The 17,176-nt window shown below is 71.8% G+C and carries 13 protein-coding genes; 5 read left to right on the top strand and 8 right to left on the bottom strand.

All coding sequences use genetic code 11. From position 1 onward, the window contains the following. Positions 1-43: 43 nt before the first annotated feature. Positions 44-2,404: an immune inhibitor A domain-containing protein gene (locus tag ACIPYQ_RS00440; RefSeq protein WP_401244863.1), complete on the bottom strand. Its 2,361-nt coding sequence runs from the start codon at positions 2,402-2,404 to the stop codon at positions 44-46. 473 nt (positions 2,405-2,877) lie between these two features. Here ACIPYQ_RS00440 and ACIPYQ_RS00435 point away from each other — a divergent pair, with 473 nt between their 5' ends. Next, positions 2,878-3,192, top strand: coding sequence for a hypothetical protein (locus ACIPYQ_RS00435; protein WP_361770619.1), 315 nt, complete (start codon positions 2,878-2,880; stop codon positions 3,190-3,192). 112 nt (positions 3,193-3,304) lie between these two features. Here ACIPYQ_RS00435 and ACIPYQ_RS00430 read toward each other — a convergent pair whose 3' ends face one another. Then, entirely contained in the window at positions 3,305-4,030 is a 726-nt protein-coding gene (locus ACIPYQ_RS00430) for an RDD family protein (protein ID WP_401244860.1), read from the bottom strand. Between the two features lie 577 nt (positions 4,031-4,607). Continuing rightward, positions 4,608-6,023: an RDD family protein gene (locus ACIPYQ_RS00425; protein WP_401244858.1), complete on the bottom strand. Its 1,416-nt coding sequence runs from the start codon at positions 6,021-6,023 to the stop codon at positions 4,608-4,610. A gap of 255 nt (positions 6,024-6,278) precedes the next feature. Here ACIPYQ_RS00425 and ACIPYQ_RS00420 point away from each other — a divergent pair, with 255 nt between their 5' ends. Continuing rightward, complete coding sequence (locus tag ACIPYQ_RS00420) at positions 6,279-6,758, top strand: SsgA family sporulation/cell division regulator (RefSeq protein WP_361771116.1); 480 nt, start codon at positions 6,279-6,281, stop codon at positions 6,756-6,758. A 32-nt stretch (positions 6,759-6,790) separates the two neighbouring features. On the opposite strand, the gene ACIPYQ_RS00415 is transcribed toward ACIPYQ_RS00420, so the two are convergent. Next, the gene (locus tag ACIPYQ_RS00415; protein ID WP_401244856.1) at positions 6,791-8,173 is read right to left on the bottom strand and encodes an FAD-binding oxidoreductase; all 1,383 of its coding nucleotides are present in this window, start codon (positions 8,171-8,173) and stop codon (positions 6,791-6,793) included. Positions 8,174-8,298: 125 nt separating this feature from the next. Between ACIPYQ_RS00415 and ACIPYQ_RS00410 the strand changes: the two genes are divergently transcribed. Next, on the top strand, positions 8,299-9,840 hold the full coding sequence (locus ACIPYQ_RS00410; protein WP_401244854.1) for a tetratricopeptide repeat protein: 1,542 nt from the start codon (positions 8,299-8,301) through the stop codon (positions 9,838-9,840). Between the two features lie 106 nt (positions 9,841-9,946). Here the strand turns inward: ACIPYQ_RS00410 and hppD are convergent, their stop codons facing one another. After that, on the bottom strand, positions 9,947-11,101 hold the full coding sequence (gene hppD, locus ACIPYQ_RS00405; RefSeq protein WP_401244852.1) for a 4-hydroxyphenylpyruvate dioxygenase: 1,155 nt from the start codon (positions 11,099-11,101) through the stop codon (positions 9,947-9,949). A gap of 141 nt (positions 11,102-11,242) precedes the next feature. Between hppD and ACIPYQ_RS00400 the strand changes: the two genes are divergently transcribed. Then, positions 11,243-11,722: an Lrp/AsnC family transcriptional regulator gene (locus ACIPYQ_RS00400; RefSeq protein WP_361768884.1), complete on the top strand. Its 480-nt coding sequence runs from the start codon at positions 11,243-11,245 to the stop codon at positions 11,720-11,722. A gap of 105 nt (positions 11,723-11,827) precedes the next feature. Here ACIPYQ_RS00400 and ACIPYQ_RS00395 read toward each other — a convergent pair whose 3' ends face one another. Continuing rightward, a complete protein-coding gene (locus ACIPYQ_RS00395; protein ID WP_401244849.1) occupies positions 11,828-12,625 on the bottom strand; it encodes a S16 family serine protease in 798 nt (265 codons plus the stop codon). 222 nt (positions 12,626-12,847) lie between these two features. Next, positions 12,848-13,489, bottom strand: coding sequence for an IclR family transcriptional regulator (locus tag ACIPYQ_RS00390; RefSeq protein ID WP_007264382.1), 642 nt, complete (start codon positions 13,487-13,489; stop codon positions 12,848-12,850). A 372-nt stretch (positions 13,490-13,861) separates the two neighbouring features. Here ACIPYQ_RS00390 and ACIPYQ_RS00385 point away from each other — a divergent pair, with 372 nt between their 5' ends. Beyond that, positions 13,862-15,247 (top strand): hypothetical protein, encoded by a 1,386-nt coding sequence (locus ACIPYQ_RS00385; RefSeq protein WP_401244847.1) that lies wholly within the window; start codon positions 13,862-13,864, stop codon positions 15,245-15,247. 109 nt (positions 15,248-15,356) lie between these two features. On the opposite strand, the gene ACIPYQ_RS00380 is transcribed toward ACIPYQ_RS00385, so the two are convergent. Then, on the bottom strand, positions 15,357-17,141 hold the full coding sequence (locus tag ACIPYQ_RS00380) for a DEAD/DEAH box helicase (protein WP_361768890.1): 1,785 nt from the start codon (positions 17,139-17,141) through the stop codon (positions 15,357-15,359). Positions 17,142-17,176: the final 35 nt, after the last annotated feature.

Below are 17,176 nucleotides of genomic sequence, written 5' to 3'. Positions count from 1 at the left end.
GAGGGCGACGGCCGATCATGCTTTGACCTGCGGTTTTACCGAATTACTTCGAGGAGGGACCCACCTCGACGGTCATGACCTCACCGTCGTAGGTCTCCTTCAGGATCTTGATCTTGGTGTTGGTGTCAGTGACCTTCACCGATCCGGTCGGGTTCTCGTCGTAGAAGTACTTGCCCTTGCGGTCGTCGAAGACCAGGTTGGCGGGCTTCGGCTTCAGGAAGAGCGACTCGCCGTTCTTGTGCAGCGTGAACGCGTCCGTCGAGTAGGCGCTGAAGGTCGCGTCGTACGGCTGGATCTTGTTCCGCAGCAGGGTGCCGTCGGCCCACTTCATGGGCTTGGCGTTGGCGTCGATCGGAAGGATCAGACCCTGGCCCGGGTGCTGGCTGGTGTTGTTGTCCTTCTGGGAGGTGTCCCACTGCCAGATGAGCAGGCCGTCCTGGTACGGGTAGTGCTCGACCCAGTCCGGCTTGGTGTTGCCGAAGCCGAAGTTGTACGGGCCGACCTTGAGGGTCTTGTCGTACGAGACGTAACGGCGGTTCTCGGCCAGGTAGTACTGCGCGTACTCCTTGGTGAAGCTGGCGCCGATGCGGGAGAAGCCCTTGCCGGTCCAGCCGTTGTCGCCGTTCTCGGCGCCGTCGGTGAACAGCGCGGAGCCGTCCGCGGTGAGGGTCACGGCGTCGGCGGTGAAGCCCTTGCCGCCCGCGCCGCCGTCCGTCTGGTAGCGGAAGCGGAGGTCGACCTTCTTGCCCGCGTAGGCGTCGAGCGGGAAGTTCAGCGACTTCCAGGCACCCGAGACACCGGTGAGCGACGGGCTGCCGGAGGCGTCGGCCGGGATGGCCGTGCCGTCGGCGGTGCCGGCGAGGGCGTTCCAGGTGGCGCCGCCGTCCGTGGACACCTCGGTGTAGAGGTAGTCGTAGTCGGCCTCGATGTCCCACCAGCCCTTGAGGGACAGCGCGGCGGACGTCTTGCCCGTCAGGTCCACCGACCGGGTGAGGGTGTTCTTGAGGTCGTCACCCATGCCGCTCCACCACTGGGCGGAGCCCTCGGCGGGCGCGACGACCTCGGTCTTGACCTGCTTCTTCGGCAGCTCGACGACCAGGGCCTGCTTGTCCTTGGTGTTGAACTCCGCCACACCCAGCTTGTGGGTGGACTTCGTCGCGGCCTTGGCCGTGTCGTAGTTCAGCCAGCCCAGCTGGAGCTTGTCCCAGGCGGTCATGTCGCCCGGGAGGTCGCCGATGGAGTCCTTGCCGGTGCCGAGCCAGGAGCCGGCCGACATCAGGGACCAGAAGCCGACGCCGTTCTCGCCGCCACCGGAGGTGTCGTAGAGGTCGGGCAGGCCGAGGTCGTGGCCGTACTCGTGCGCGAAGACGCCGAGGCCGCCGTTCTCGGGCTGCATCGTGTAGTCGCCGACCCAGATGCCGGAGTTGCCGATCTGGGTGCCGCCGGCCTTGTTGTTGTCCGGGCCGGTCTTGCCCGCCGCGGTGCCGTAGGCGTACCAGCGGTGCGCCCACAGCGCGGTCGTGCCCTGCACACCGCCGCCGGCCGACTCGTCCTCGCCCGCGTGGACGATCTGGAAGTGGTCGATGTAGCCGTCCGGCTCGTTGAAGTTGCCGTCGCCGTCGAAGTCGTAGCGGTCCCAGAGGTCGTACTGGGCCAGCTTCGCCTTGATCTCGGCGTCGGTCTTCCCGGCCTTTTTCTGGGCCTCCACCCACGCGGTGACGCCGTCCTTGACGGTGTCCCACACGTTGGAGCAGTTGCTCTGGCCGCAGTAGTTGGAGCCGTAACGGCCCTCGTTGTACGGGACCTTGACCCAGTCGGCGACCTCGCCCTCGACCGAGTAGCGGCCCGAGGAGGTCTTCTCGTAGTAGGTCTTCAGCGAGTCCTTGCCCTGACCCGACGCGAAGTACAGGTCCTGGAAGTACTCGCGGCTGAAGTCCTTGCGCCAGGCGGTGCTGTTGTCCTTCGCACGGTCCGGCTCGGCGATCGTGTTGTGCAGCGGACCGGGGGTGCCGCCGTACTTCGGGACCGCCGGCTGCGGGCCGGGGCCGTCCGGGTCGTGCATGGTCGTGCTGTCGACCTGGTCGCCGAACTCGACGAGGATCGTGAAGATCTTGTCGGTCTTCTCGCGGCCGAGCTCGACGTACTTCTTGTCGTCGAGCTTGACGACCTTGGAGGCGCCGCGCTGCTCGACGTCCTTCTTGCCCTGGAGCACCTGGTCCAGGGCGGCCTTGCGCTGCTGGGCCTGCTGCTCGCTGAACGGGCCCTTCAGGTCGTGCTCGACGACCTTGGCAGGAGCGGTCGGGTCCTGCCGGTCGGCCGCGGGAGCCGGGGCGGCCGCGGTCTTGCCCTCGGCCTGGGCCGCGGTGACGGTGAAGAAGGTGGCGCTTGTCGCACAAGCAGCCATGGTCACGGTGACGGCGGCAGCGCGTATCGCACGCCGTCGGGCGGAATTGCTGGTCACTTGATGTCGTTCCCCTCCCGCGGCCGCGACGTAGGTCGGAACTTCTCCATAGGAGTGGGGGGTTCCGCGCGGCGCGCGTCTCAAGTGACGACATTTGACCGGAGGGAAGCAAGAAAAGACAGACCTTGACTTGCCCCTTACAACTGCACTATGCGGTCAGGGAGTTCCGGTATCCGGACGTTCCGCTGTCATACGGGGCGAAGGGCGCTTCCCGACCCGGCCGAAGGTCCGCCCCGTCCCCATTTTCCCGCTCTGCCGCGGCACGGAAAATGATCCCGTGCGCCCCCCGTGCTCCGGCACCGTGTGTTAGGTCACGCTTACCGGCGGTTCCTCTCGGGCATCTCCCGTCGTAGAGTCACTTGACGCGCGACCTAGTTGAGCCGACTCCCCCTCCCCTCCCGAGGACGGATATCGCCATGCCGCGTCCGACTGCCGCACAGCTCGCCTACGGGTCCGCCACGGTCATCGTGTCGACGATCGCCATGCTGCTGCTCTCGCAGACGAGTACCGGGCTCGGGGTCGCGGTCATCTCCGCGGCCGCGCTCGCCCTGGGTCTGCTCGTCGCCCTCACCGTGCCCGTGCCGCGCCGCCGCGGCCGTCACGCCGCCGGTACGAGGGCCTCCGCGGCCCCCGCGCCCGCCGCGGAGCCCGCCTCCCACGAGGGTGCGACGCCGGCCGCCCGGGTGCCCGATCCCCGGACCGCCGAGGCCGAACACCCCGTCCACCACTGAGCTTCCGCCCGCCGCGCGGACGGTGCGCGCGGCGGGCGGGAGCCGGGCACGACGCGGCGCGGGCGGCCGCCCCTGAGGACGGCCGCCCGCGCTGCGGCGCGCTGCCCGCGCGCTAGGTGGTGGCCTGGACCACGACCGTCTTGGCGGCCTTGTCGTGCAGGCCCTGCTTGTACGGCTTGTCGACGAGGATCGAGACCACCAGGGCGATCGGCCACAGGCAGAAGCAGCAGATCAGCGTCGGCAGCCAGAGCACGGCGGCCCGGCTGAGGGCCGCCTTGGAGCTCGGCACGCTGCCGTCGTTGAGCATCGCGACGCGCAGGCCCAGCGCCTTCTTGCCGACCGTCTGGCCGCTCTTCTTGGTGAACAGCCAGTCGTAGCCGACGTACGCGACGATCGAGATCAGTGTCATCAGCAGGCCGCTGCCGCTGTACGACTTCGTGATGACCTCGCTGACGTCCTCGCCCCGGTCCGTCTCGACCATGTACCGGTTGGTGCCGAAGGCCAGCTGGATGAGGAACAGCGGGACGGCGACGATCAGCACGTCGATGATGCGTGCGGCGAGCCGCCTGCCGAAGTCGGCGAGCGGGGGCATCCCCGCGAGCGGATCGGGCATGCCGTGGCCGCCGCCACCGCCGTACGGGTCACCGCCGCCGTACGGGGGCGGCGGGGGCGGGTATCCGCCGCCGGCCGGGCCTCCCGGGGGCGGCGGGGCGCCGCCGCCTCCGGGGGGCGGCGGGCCGTACGGCGAACCGCCCGACGGAGGCGTCGGTTCCTGGGGCTTCTTGCGGAACGGGTCCTCCTCGGGCGGCTCGCCCGGCGGCGGCTGGTCGGTACTCATGGCCCGAGTCGAACCCGGCTCCGTCAACCCCGCAACGGGACGGCGTCCGTTCGGGGGAGAGGGTCGGCTGGCGGTTGGCTGCCGGTTGGCTGCGCCGCTCGGGCGGGGCCGGGCCGTTGTGCCCCGGGACGGTCGGAGGGGTGGGGCCGGTGGCCTTGCCGGCCTGGGTGCAATGCGGGGCTGGCGGATCGGTGCGGCTTGGGCCGGGTGTGTTCCGGGGCGTCTCCTCGGGCGTCGAACGTGTCGGGGGGTCGGAGGGCCGGGGCACCTTGTGTTCGACGCCCTGCGGGGAGCGCCCCTGCACACACCCGACCCCGGCCGAGCTGCCCCGATCCCTCAGCCCCGCCACCCCAATCCAGCCTCGCCGCACCAAATCCAGCCCCGCCGGCGTTTGAGGCGCGGGCGCGGAGCGCCGTCGGGGTTCGGGGCGGAGCCCCGATCTTTGAGTCGCACCATCCAGCCTCGCCGCACCAACCCAGCCCCTCCGGCGTTTGAGGAGCGGGGTCCGGGGCGGAGCCCCGGGCTTTGAGCTGCACCGTCCCGCCCCGCTGGAGCGGGTGCGCGGGTCGGGTCGGGGCTAGCGGGCCACGTAGGTTTTGGCCGCCTTGTCGTGCCAGGCCTGGCGGCGGGGGCGGTCCACGAGGGCCCAGAGGCTGCCGGGGACGCCGAGGAGGGCGTAGACGAGCCAGCGGCGCAGGGCCGCGCCGAAGGTGGGCGGCCGCAGGGTGGCGGTGGCCAGCACGCGCACGCCGAGCAGCTTCTTGCCCGCGGTGCGGCCCCAGAGGGCCGTGGGGAGCGCCTCGTACAGCACCCCGAAGAGGAGGACCGCGCCGAGGACCAGGCCCAGGTGGCCGGCCATGGTCTCGTCGAACAGCCAGACGGTGGTGGTGCGTCCGCTGGCGCGGGCGGCGTCGACCTTGGCCTGCACGTGGGCGGTGGCCTCGGGGAGGAGGGGGCGGGCGACGGCCGCCGCGACGGCGGCGAGGACGAGGGAGTCCAGTGCGCGGGCCACGGCTCTGCGTGTCAGCCCGGCGGGGCGTACCGCCTGTTCGGCCATGCGCTCGAACACCTCGCGGGGCGTACGGGCGCCTGCCGGGGCGGAGGCGGAGTTCGCCGGGCGGTCGCCCTCGGAGCCGCTCGGCTCCCAGCCCTTGGACCGGGGTTCCGCCGGGGCCGCCGGCGCAGCGGTGCCCGTCACCTTCGGGCGGACTCCCGCGGGCCGGGGTGCCCACACCTCGTGCCGGGGTGGCTCGGCGGCCTGCGCCGTGCCCGGGCGGGGCGCGGCGGGGAGCTCGGCCTCCGGGCGCGAATCGGCCGGGGCGGCGGGCCGGGAGGGCGCGGGGGCGGGGGTCGGCGCGGGGGCGGGGGTCGGGGCGGCGGACCGGGAGGGGGTGGCTGCCCCGGGCCAGGAGGAGGTGACTCCGGAGACTCCGGCTCCGGGTGCGTCGGGCCATGCCGGGGCCGGGGCGACGGGGGCCGGGGCGACAGGGGCCGGGGCCGGGGCAGGGGTCTGCGCGGCCGGGGAGCGGGCCGACAGGATTCCCATGGGGGCCTGCGCGGGTAGCCGTGCGGGCGCCGCCGCGGCAGCCGCCGTACGGGCCAGGGAGATCCCCGTCGGCCGGGCGGCGGCCTGGCCGGCGCCGGGCTCCGGCTCGGGCTCGGGCTCTGCCGGGCTGCCCCACGAGACCCGGTGGTCGCGGGGCCCGCCGAAGCCGGCCTGGTGCAGGGGGTCGGCCTGCCACACCGCAGGTTCGGGCTCGGCGGCCGGTTCCGGCCCGCGTGCCCGTTCCGGTTCGGGTTCCGGCTCGGGCAGCGCCTCGGTCACGGAGGTCTCGTCCAGGAACACCGGCCCGGTCTCCTGGGCGGGGGCGGGGCGGCTCGTGCCGGGCACCCAGGCGGCACCGTTCCAGTACCGGATGTACCCGGGGATGGACGGATCGGGGTAGTAGCCCTCGCGGGCCGCGTGCTCGCCGTCACCAGGGGAGGCCGTCATGTCCCCAACTCCGATCGTGGCTTGAGGCTTGTGCAAGGGAGGACCATAGCCAAGAACCTCGGCCCGAGAGGTCCGGTAACGGGAGAATCCAAGCCATTGAGCGAACGCCACTCCTCCGACGCTTTTCGGTCAGCCGAAAGAATTCGGCCAATCTCCGGTTCGTTGCCGGAACTCGCGTCATACCCGGGCACATCGGCGCTCTCTCGGGGTGTGGGGCGCTTTCAGGCCCCGGCACCGAACCGAAGTGAGGCCGTCATGCACCACCCCGTCATCGAGCGCGAGCTGGAACTGAAGCTGGTCCTGTCCCCCGAGCGCAGCGTCCCCGTCCCGGCCCGGCTCCTCTACCTCACGGACGACCCGTACGCCGTTCACATCACCTTCCACACCGGCTCCAGCACCCCCGTCAACTGGACCTTCGCCCGCGAGCTGCTCGTCGAGGGGGTGTTCCGCCCGTCCGGCCACGGCGACGTCCGGATCTGGCCCACCAAGGTCGACAACAAGTCCGTGCTCTGCATGGCGCTCAGCTCCCCCGACGGCGACGCCCTCCTGGAGGCCCCCGCCGGCTCCGTGTCGGCCTGGCTGGAGCGCACCCTGCGGGTGGTCCCGCCCGGCACCGAGGCCGACCGGCTCGGCCTGGACGCGGCCCTGGCCGAGCTGCTCACCCCGACCCCCGCCGACGACCTGTGGCTGCGCGACCCGTGGCCGTCGGACGAGTCCGCGGACGGGGACCTGTGAGGGCGGACGGCACCGGCCCCGTGGAGCCGGAGTCAGAAGAGCTTGCCCGGGTTGAGCAGCCCCAGCGGGTCGAAGGCCTGCTTGACGGCGCGCTGCATCTCCAGCCCCACCGGGCCGAGTTCGCGGGCCAGCCACTCCTTCTTCAGCACGCCGACCCCGTGCTCGCCGGTGATGGTGCCGCCCAGCTCCAGCCCCAGCGCCATGATCGCGCCGAAGGATTCCCGGGCCCGCCGCGTCTCGTCCTCGTCGGCGGGGTCGAAGCAGACGATCGGGTGGGTGTTGCCGTCTCCGGCGTGCGCCACGACCCCGATGAGCAGGTCGTGGGCGCGGGCGATGGCGGCCGTCCCGTCGAGCATCTCGGCGAGCCGCGAGCGCGGTACGCACACGTCGTCGATCATCGTCGCGGGCCGCAGGGCCTCCAGCGCGGGGAAGGACATCCGGCGGGCCTGCAGCAGCAGTTCCGACTCCGCCTGGTCCTCGGCGGGCACGACGGCGGTGGCCCCGGCGGCGGTGCACAGCTCCCCCACGGCCGCGAGGTCCTCGGGGGCGTGGGGGGTGTCGAAGGCGGCCAGGAGGAGCGCCTCGGTGGCCTCCGGCAAGCCCATCTTGCCGAGGGCGTTGACGGCGCGGATGGTCGTACGGTCCATCAGTTCCAGCAGCGAGGGGGTCAGGCCCGCCTCCATGACGGCGCAGACGGCCTCGCAGGCGGCCGCGACCGAGGGGAACTCGGCGGCCAGGGCGAGCTGGCGGGGCGGAGCGGGCCTGAGGGCGAGGACGGCCTGGACGACGACGCCGAGGCTGCCCTCGGAGCCGACGAAGAGCCGGGTGAGGTCGTATCCGGCGACGCCCTTGGCGGTGCGGCGGCCGGTGCGCAGCAGCCGCCCGTCGGCGAGGACCACGTCGAGGCCGAGCACGTACTCGGCGGTGACCCCGTACTTGACGCAGCACAGGCCTCCGGAGGCGGTGCCGATGTTGCCGCCGATGGTGCACTGCTCCCAGCTGGAGGGGTCGGGCGGGTAGTACAGGCCCTGTTCGGCGACGGCCCGCGAGAGCACGGCGTTCACCACGCCCGGCTCGACGACGGCGATCCGGTCGACGGCGCTGATCTCCAGGATCCGGTCCATCTTCACCAGGGACAGCACGATGCAGCCGTCGGAGGCGTTGGCGCCGCCCGACAGGCCCGTGCGGGCGCCCTGCGGGACGACGGGGATCCGTAGGGCGGTGGCGGTGCGCAGGACGTGCTGGACCTGTTCGACGGTCCGGGGCAGTACGACGACGGCCGGGGTCCCGGCGGGGCAGAAGCTGGCCATGTCGGTGGCGTAGGAGGTGGTCACCTGGGGATCGGTGAGCAGGGCTTCGGCCGGGAGCCCTTCGAGGAGGTTCGCTCGCAGACGTGCGGAGAGATCGTCATCCATGGGACCAGCCTGGCACCCCGGTGGGGGTCGCTCCCAGTGGTCGTCGCGGGACCATCGGTGTGAACACGCCCGCGCCCCTCTTCGGGCACCTCCGTGAACTCTTCATATTGACGCACAGTGACCTCATGGACCGTATCGACGAGGAAACGCAGACACCGGCGCCGCCCGTGACCTTCACCGGCCGCAAGACGCTCGTGGCCGCCGCGGTCGCCGTGGTCCTGATCGCCGGGGCCCTGCTGATCCGCCCCGCCCGGACCGGTGACGACGCCCGGCCGCCGGGGCCGAGCGAGCGCGCCGCGTCGGCGGTGGGCATGGGTGCGCCCGCGGCGGCGGTGGACCTGACGGCGCTGGTGGCGGACCGGGAGAAGTGGGTCGCGAAGCACGCGGACGACGACGCCTCGTGGGCGGTCCTCGGCTCCGCCTACCTCGAACAGGCCCGGCGCACCGCGGACTCGGGCTGGTTCCCGAAGGCGGAGAAGGCGCTGAAGCGTTCGCTGGAGATCCGCCCGGCCGAGAAGGGCAACTTCGACGCGATGACGGGCATGGGCGCGCTGGCCAATGCCCGCCGGGACTTCGGGAACGCCAAGAAGTGGGGCGAGCTCGTACGGGCGCAGGCGCCGAAGCGGTGGACGGCGTACCCGGTGCTCGTGGACGCGTACACCGGGCTCGGCGACTACAAGGCCGCCCAGCAGGCGATGGAGCTGCTGCTGGAGCTGCGGCCGGGCCTGGCGGCGTACGTCAGGGCCTCGCAGGTCTACCGGGACCGCGGCTGGCGCGAGGACGCGGTGATGTCGATGGAGCAGGCGGCGGGCGCGGCGAAGGCCCCCGCGGAGAAGGCGTACGCGCTGTTCCGGCTCGGGGAGCTTTGCTGGGAGCGGGGCGACGCGGCGGAGGCGCTGCGGCACTACGAGGGCGCGCTGCGGACGGATCCGGCGCAGGCGGAGGCGCTGGGCGGCCGGGCGCGTGCGCTGGCGGCGCTGGGGCGTTCCGGGGAGGCGGTGCGGGACTACCGGCTGGCGCTGGGGCGGACGCCGGTGCCGCAGCTGGCGCGGGAGCTGGGCGAGCTGCTGGAGTCGCTGGGCCGGGCCCAGGAGGCGCGGGTGCCGTACGACATGCTCGGTTCGATGACGGCGCGGGACGGGCAGAACGGCGTCGACGACGATGTGGTCCTCGGCCTGTACGAGGCGGACCACGGCGATCCGGCGGCGGCGGTGCGGCGGCTGTCGCAGGAGTGGTCGCGGCACAAGAGCGTGCAGGTCGCGGACGCGCTGGGGTGGGCCCTGCACCAGTCGGGCGAGGACGTCGCGGCGCTGGAGTACGCGAAGAAGGCCACGGAGCAGGGTCTGCGCAGCGCCGACTTCTCGTACCACCGGGCGATGATCGAGCGCGGCCTCGGTGACGTGGCGGCGGCCCGCCGCAACCTTCAGGACACCATGCGGACGAACCCGTACTTCTCGCCGCTGCGCGGGCCGCGGGCGAAGGAGGCGCTGGCGGCCATCGGCCAGCCTGCGCCGGGCGGCCCGGAGCACCTGCAGCCGGTCACCCCGTGGGTCGAGCCGGAACTGCCCAAGCCCCGTCCCCAGCCGAAGCCGAAGGTCTCGCAGGAACCGAAGGCACCGAAGGCTTCGCAGGAGCCGAAGCCGGCTCCGTCCCCGTCCACCCGCTGACCGGCCGGCCGGCCGCGGCCCTCCCCTCACGGGGCCGCGGCGCAGCCGGCCGGACACGGGCGGGCCCCCCGGCGTCGGCCGGGGGGCCCGGAAGCCGCACGGGAACCTAGAGGTTGCCGCGCTTCTCCTGCTCGCGCTCGATCGCCTCGAAGAGGGCCTTGAAGTTGCCCTTGCCGAAGCCCATCGAGCCGTGGCGCTCGATGATCTCGAAGAAGACGGTCGGGCGGTCCTGGACCGGCTTGGTGAAGATCTGCAGCAGGTAGCCGTCCTCGTCGCGGTCGGCCAGGATCTTCAGCTCGCGCAGCTCGTCGATCGGCACGCGGGTGTCGCCGACCCACTCGCCGAGCGTGTCGTAGTAGCTGTCCGGGACGGAGAGGAACTGGACGCCGGCCGCGCGCATCGAGCGCACCGTCGCGACGATGTCGTTCGAGGCCAGCGCGATGTGCTGGACGCCGGGGCCGTTGTAGAACTCCAGGTACTCGTCGATCTGCGACTTCTTCTTCGCGATCGCCGGCTCGTTGATCGGGAACTTGACCTTCTTGGTGCCGTCCGCGACCACCTTGGACATCAGCGCCGAGTACTCGGTCGCGATGTCGTCGCCCACGAACTCCTTCATGTTCGTGAAGCCCATGACCTTGTTGTAGAAGGCGACCCACTCGTTCATCCGGCCGAGTTCCACGTTGCCGACGCAGTGGTCGATGGCCTGGAATGTGCGCTTGGCCGGGGCCGCGACCATCGGGTCGGCGGCCACGTAGCCCGGCAGGTACGGGCCGGTGTAGTCGCCGCGCTCGACCAGCGTGTGGCGGGTCTGGCCGTAGGTCGCGATCGCGGCCAGTACGACGGTGCCGTGCTCGTCCTTGACCTCGTACGGCTCGTCCAGGCCGCGGGCGCCCTGCTCGACGGCGTACGCGTAGGCCGCGCGGACGTCCGGGACCTCGATGGCGAGGTCGATCACGCCGTCGCCGTGCTCGGCGACGTGCTCGGCCAGGAAGCGGCCGTGGTCGGTGACCGGCTTGATGACCGAGGTCAGCACGAAGCGCGCGGAGCCGTTGGTCAGGACGTAGCTGGCCGTCTCGCGGCTGCCGTTCTCCGGTCCGGAGTAGGCCACGAGCTTCATGCCGAAGGCGGTCGAGTAGTAGTGCGCGGCCTGCTTGGCGTTGCCGACGGCGAAGACGACCGCGTCCATCCCCTTGACGGGGAAGGGGTCTGCCTCACGCGCGGTGTGCGGGGTGGTTTCGAGGTTCGCCAGAGACTCAGTCATGAGCGCAGAGTCCCGCCGATCCACAAGCTGCGCAATAGTTTCCTATTTGACTGTACAAGGTGACCAGTCCGAGCACAGGATGGCTGAAACATCTGTGCACTATGACCACCCACGAGCACGCGTGGGCACTGGGAGGCGTCCATGGGCATCGACGAACTCGACGGCCGGCTCATCGTCCTGCTCGCCCGCGAGCCCCGGATCGGGGTCCTGGAGGCCTCGCGCCGCCTCGGCGTGGCCCGCGGGACCGTGCAGGCCCGCCTCGACCGGCTCCAGTCGAACGGGGTCATCCGCGGCTTCGGCCCGCAGGTCGACCCGACGGCCCTCGGGTATCCGGTGACCGCCTTCGCCACCCTGGAGATCAAGCAGGGGCAGGGGGCCGACGTACGGGCCCACCTGGACGGGGTGCCGGAGGTACTGGAGCTGCACACCACCACCGGGCACGGGGACATGCTGTGCCGGCTCGTGGCCCGGTCCAACGCCGACCTGCAGCGGGTGATCGACCGCGTCGTCGGGTTCGAGGGCATCGTCAGGGCGTCGACGGCGATCGTGATGGAGAACCCGGTACCCCTGCGGATCATCCCGCTGGTCGAACAGGCGGCCGCGGACGACACCCGGCCCTGACGCCGGCCGGGCAGAGCCCAACGCCCTTACGCTCGACGCCCGTTCGCCGCTCGGCCGCGCGACCGCCTGCCAACCGGCCGATCGGTGTGGGGCGGGCGGTTCCCGTCAGCAGGACGGAACGGCCTCTCCCCGCTTCAGCGCACGCAGGGAGTCCACCGCGTCCGTCAGCGAAGTGACGGGGACCAGCCGCAGCCCCTCGGGGAGTTCCGACCGGGCGTCGGCGCACTCGTCCTTCGGTACGAGGAACACGCTCGCCCCGTCGCGCCGCGCGGCCTGGGTCTTCAGGGCCACCCCGCCGACGGCGCCGACCGTTCCGTCGGCGGTGATGGTTCCCGTACCGGCGATGCTGCGTCCGCCGGTGAGGTCGCCGCCGCTGCCGTCGCCGTCGAGCTTGTTGACGACGCCGAGGGAGAAGAGGAGCCCGGCACTGGGACCGCCGACGTCGGCGAGGTTGAGCTCGACCTTCACGTCCTTCGGGTCCTTGTGGAGATAGCCGAGCGCGGCTTCGGCGGCGGCCGACTGCGACTTGGCCATCTCCTCCAGGTTGTGCTTCTCGATCTCCTCGTCGCTTCCGCCCGAGGAGTAGACGGCCTCCTTGGGCATGACCGCCTGATCGGTCTTGAACCAGTGGTCGACGAGCTCGTGCAGCCGCATGGTCGAGGACGGACCGGTGGCCCGGATGGTCGTCATCCGCAGCTGGCCCTCGGTGTCCCGGACGGGCGCCCCGGTGACGGTGATGACCGGCTTGCCCTGGTCGGACCCCAGCACGTCGGCCGTGGGGCCGGGGATGGCGACCACGTAGGGCAGCGGCGCGAAGGCCGCGGCGACGAACAGCCCGACCACGGGCACGGCGCAGAGGGCCAGGGCAACGGGGCGCGACAGACGTGTGAGGCGTGAGAGCACCCACCCAATCTATCCGCAGCCCAAGCTCAACCCACCCGAGCCACCCCTCCGCCCCCGCCCGGGCCATTCCAGCCGCGCCGGGCCAATCCAGCCCCGCCGGCGTTTGAGGCGCGGGGTCCGGGGCGGAGCCCCCTGGGGGTCCCCCCGGACGGAGTCTGGGGGAGGCGCCGCACCCGCCCCCACACCGCACCCCGGCGAAAACCAGTCGGGCTCAGCGCAGCGTCAGCGCAGCGCGTCCGCGACCTCGCGCGCCGCGTCCACCACCCTCGGCCCCACCCGCTCCGGCACCGCGTCGGCCAGCATGACGACCCCGACGCTGCCCTCCAGCCCGGTGATCCCCACGAGCGGCGCGGCCGCACCGCTCGCGCCCGCTTCGAGCTCGCCGTGCGTCAGCGTGTACCCGGGTTCGATGAGGGAGCCCTGACGGGCCGCCAGGATGGCCCGCCCGGCGGCCCCGCGGTCCAGCGGGTGGCGGAAGCCGGCCCGGTAGGCCACGTGGTAGTCCGTCCAGGTCGGCTCCACGACGGCGACGGCAAGGGCCTCGGTGCCGTCGACGAGGGTCAGGTGCGCGGTGGCGCCTATGTCCTCGGCGAGCGAACGCAGCGCGGGCAGGGCGGCCTCGCGTACGAGGGGATGCACCTGCCGGCCCAGCCGGAGCACGCCGAGTCCGACGCGGGCCCGGCCGCCGAGGTCACGGCGGACCAGGGCGTGCTGTTCGAGCGTGGCGAGGAGCCGGTAGACCACGGTGCGGTTCACACCGAGGCGGTTGGAGAGCTCGGTGACGGTCAGACCGTGGTCGGTGTCGGCGAGCAGTTTGAGGACTCTGAGCCCTCTGTCGAGAGTCTGGGAGGTTTCCGCGGTCACGACGCCTCTCCCTCTTTCGGTGGGCGGCGGTGACTCTCGGGGTGGAACGCCGCCGGTCCCGCGGCGGCGCACGGAGAGGCCGCCGGTAGCGGCCATGGCACCGGCTGCGCTCCCGCGGCGGCGCTGCCACGGTGCGTTCGATGCGGGGACAGTAGCGAGCGGGTCCGCTCAGCGGAAGGGCTCGTCCAGAATCCGGGCGCGTGCTACCCGTTTATGCCGGTTCCTGATCGCTTCTGGTGTCGATTCGTAACCTCAATTGCCACAGGAGCTCTTTACCGCACCATTACTCTGATCATGTTCAAAAAGATGGTCATTCGGCTCGGGGGGGATGCGCTCGCGCGCACCTGGGCCGTTCGGAGGGGGAAAAACCGTATGAAGCTCAAGCGCATTGCCATGGTCGCCGCCGCCGCGGTGGTCGGCCCGACGGTCCTGATGGCCTCGCCGGCCATGGCCGACGAGGTCCGCAACCCGGCGGTCACGACCCCGGACGCGGCGCCGAAGGACGACACCGCCCCGGCGACCGGCGAGACCCCGAAGGCGCCGCAGGCACCGCAGGCCCCGGAGGTGTCGAAGCCCGAGGCCGGGCAGCAGCCGGCGGCCCCGGAGACCCAGCCGAAGCCGCAGCCGAAGCCGGCCGAGACGGTCACGCCCGAGGGCGCCGGGAAGACCGACCAGAAGACCGCCGCCGCGGCCCCGAAGCTGACCCTGGACGGCCTCCCGAAGGCGTTCACGTCCGGTGGCGGCTGGAGCGAGTTCTCCCTGCACGTGGACAACGCGGGCCGCCCGGCCGTCGACGACTACTCGCTCGAACTGGTCCTGTGGACCCTCGACACCTTCGGGTGGGAGGCCGGCGACATCCAGACCGAGGTCTACGCCCCCGACTCGAAGGGCGCCTGGGGCTGGCACGCCATCGCGGCGGACGGGTCCGAGGAGGTCTACAGCCTCGGCGTCGCCGACGTGGACATCGAAAACAACGAGGTCTTCGACCTCAAGCTTCGTATGAAGTTCGGCAAGGACACGCCGCCCTCCCGCTTCTCCCTGTCCACGACCGCCGAGGGCGGCACCGCGGACCGCGTCCGGTACGAGTCCAAGGTGACCTCGCCCGACGAGCAGGAGCAGGAGCAGAACAACGGGCCGAAGGTCGCCCTGCAGGGCCTGCCGCCCGGCGGCTTCACGGCGGGCGGTGGGTGGCAGACGTTCACGCTCGGCGTCGACAACTCCGGCAAGGAGAAGATCGACGAGTACGGCTTCGCGCTCTTCTTCGACAACAACAGCGAAACCCTCAAGTCGAAGCACCTCGCCATCGAGGTCTGGGACGGCGAGCGCTGGGTCGACGCCAAGAACGACACGTCGAGCCAGGTGGCCTGGGCGAACATCGACCGCGCGGTCGGCAAGGACGCGAGGTTCGGCATCTACCTGCGGGCCCAGTTCACCGCGGACGCCCCGGTCGGCCCGATGTTCCTCGCCGTGCTCGCGGGCGACCACGGCGAGGAAGGCATCACGTCCGACGTGGCCTTCGCCTACAGCTCGATCAACGCGCCGGGCACCAAGGACGGCGGCACCACCGGCAACCAGCCGAAGCCCGAGGGCGGCTCCACCCCGATCAAGGACACGACCCCGGTCACCACCGGTGGTCAGCTGGCCGAGACCGGCGCCGACGCGGCCACCAGCTGGGCCCTCGGCGGGGCCGGCGTGGCGCTCGCCATGGGCGCGGCCCTGGTCGCGGGCACCGGCCGCCGTCGCCGCCCCACCGCGTAAGACCGAAGGACCGTAGGACGGTAAGACCGTAGGACCGTCACAGGGGACGGGGTCCGTGCGATGCTCCGCACGGACCCCGTCCCCTGTTCTGTGTGAACTCACCGCGAGGTCACCGCATGCGGGTGGCCCACTCCTGCACCTTCTTGATCCGCTCGCGCAGCTGCCCCGCCGTCGCCTCCGCGCTCGGCGGCCCGCCGCACACCCGGCGCAGCTCCGTGTGGATCACCCCGTGCGGCTTGCCGCTCTGGTGGACGTACGCGCCGACCATCGTGTTGAGCGACTTCCGCAGCTCCAGCAGTTCCTTGTGCGAGACCACCGGCCGTCGCTCCGCCGGCAGCTCCAGCAGGTCCGCCTCGGTGTCCGGCTTGCGGCGGCTGTGCGCGATCTGCCGCGACTGCCGCTTCTGCAGCAGCATCTGCACCTGGTCCGGCTCCAGCAGTCCGGGGATGCCGAGGTAGTCCTGCTCCTCCTCGCTGCCCGGGTGCGCCTGCATGCCGAACTCGGCGCCGTCGTAGAGCACCCGGTCGAAGACCGCGTCGGACTCCAGCGCCTCGAAGGACATCTGCTCGTCCTCGCCGGTGTCCTCGTCCTCCTGCTTGTTCGCCTCGTCCATCTCCTTCTCGGACTCGGCGTACGGGTCTTCCTCGCCCTGCTTCTTCGGCTTGTCGAGCACGTGGTCGCGCTCGACCTCCATCTCGTTGGCGAAGCCGAGGAGGTAGGGAATGGTCGGAAGGAACACGGAGGCGGTCTCGCCGCGCCTGCGCGAGCGCACGAAGCGCCCGACGGCCTGGGCGAAGAACAGCGGGGTCGAGATCGTCGTCGCGTACACGCCCACCGCGAGGCGCGGTACGTCGACGCCCTCGGACACCATCCGGACCGCGACCATCCAGCGGCTGCCGTCCTCGCTGAACTCGTCGATCCGCTTCGACGCGCCGGTGTCGTCGGAGAGCACCACGGTCGCCTTGCTGCCGGTGATCTCCCGCAGCAGCTTGGCGTAGGCGCGCGCCGAGTCCTGGTCGGAGGCGATCACGAGGCCGCCCGCGTCGGGGATGCCCTTCCTGACCTCCGTCAGCCGCTGGTCGGCGGCGCGCAGCACGTTCGGCATCCAGTCACCGCGCGGGTCCAGCGCGGTGCGCCAGGCCTGCGAGATGGCGTCCTTCGTCATCGGCTCGCCGAGCTTGGCGGCGATCTCGTCGCCCGCCTTGGTGCGCCAGCGCATGTTGCCGCTGTAGGAGAGGAAGATGACGGGCCGGACGACGCCGTCGCCGAGGGCGTTCCCGTAGCCGTAGGTGTAGTCGGCGGACGACCGGCGGATCCCGTCGTTCCCCTCCTCGTACGAGACGAAGGGGATCGGGTTCGTGTCGGACCGGAAGGGCGTACCGGTCAGGGCCAGGCGCCGGGTCGCCGGGTCGAAGGCCTCCAGGCAGGCCTCGCCCCAGGACTTCGAGTCACCGGCGTGGTGGATCTCGTCGAGGATGACGAGGGTCTTGCGCTGCTCGCACCGGTTGCGGTGCAGCATCGGGCGGACGCCCACACCCGCGTAGGTGACGGCGACCCCGTGGTAGTCCTTGCTGAGCGGCCCGGCGGAGTACTCGGGATCCAGCCGGATGCCTATCCGCGCCGCGGCTTCCGCCCACTGCTTCTTCAGGTGCTCGGTCGGCGCGACCACGGTCACCTGCTGGACCACGTGGTGGTGCAGCAGCCAGGAGGCGAGGGTCAGCGCGAAGGTGGTCTTGCCTGCGCCGGGGGTCGCGACCGCGAGGAAGTCCCGCGGCTGCTTCTCGATGTAGCGGTCCAGCGCTCCCTGCTGCCAGGCGCGCAGTTTGCCCGCCGTACCCCAAGGGGCACGGCCGGGGAAGGCGGGTGAGAGGTGGTGGGAGGCGGTAGTAGTCACGGTCTCCGGTTCGTCGCTCTCGGCAGTCGTACGTA

Source organism: Streptomyces sp. NPDC090045, assembly GCF_044747975.1.
Lineage (GTDB): Bacteria > Actinomycetota > Actinomycetes > Streptomycetales > Streptomycetaceae > Streptomyces.
Note: the sequence above shows the minus strand (reverse complement) of the source record. Positions and strands in the feature narration are given on the sequence as shown.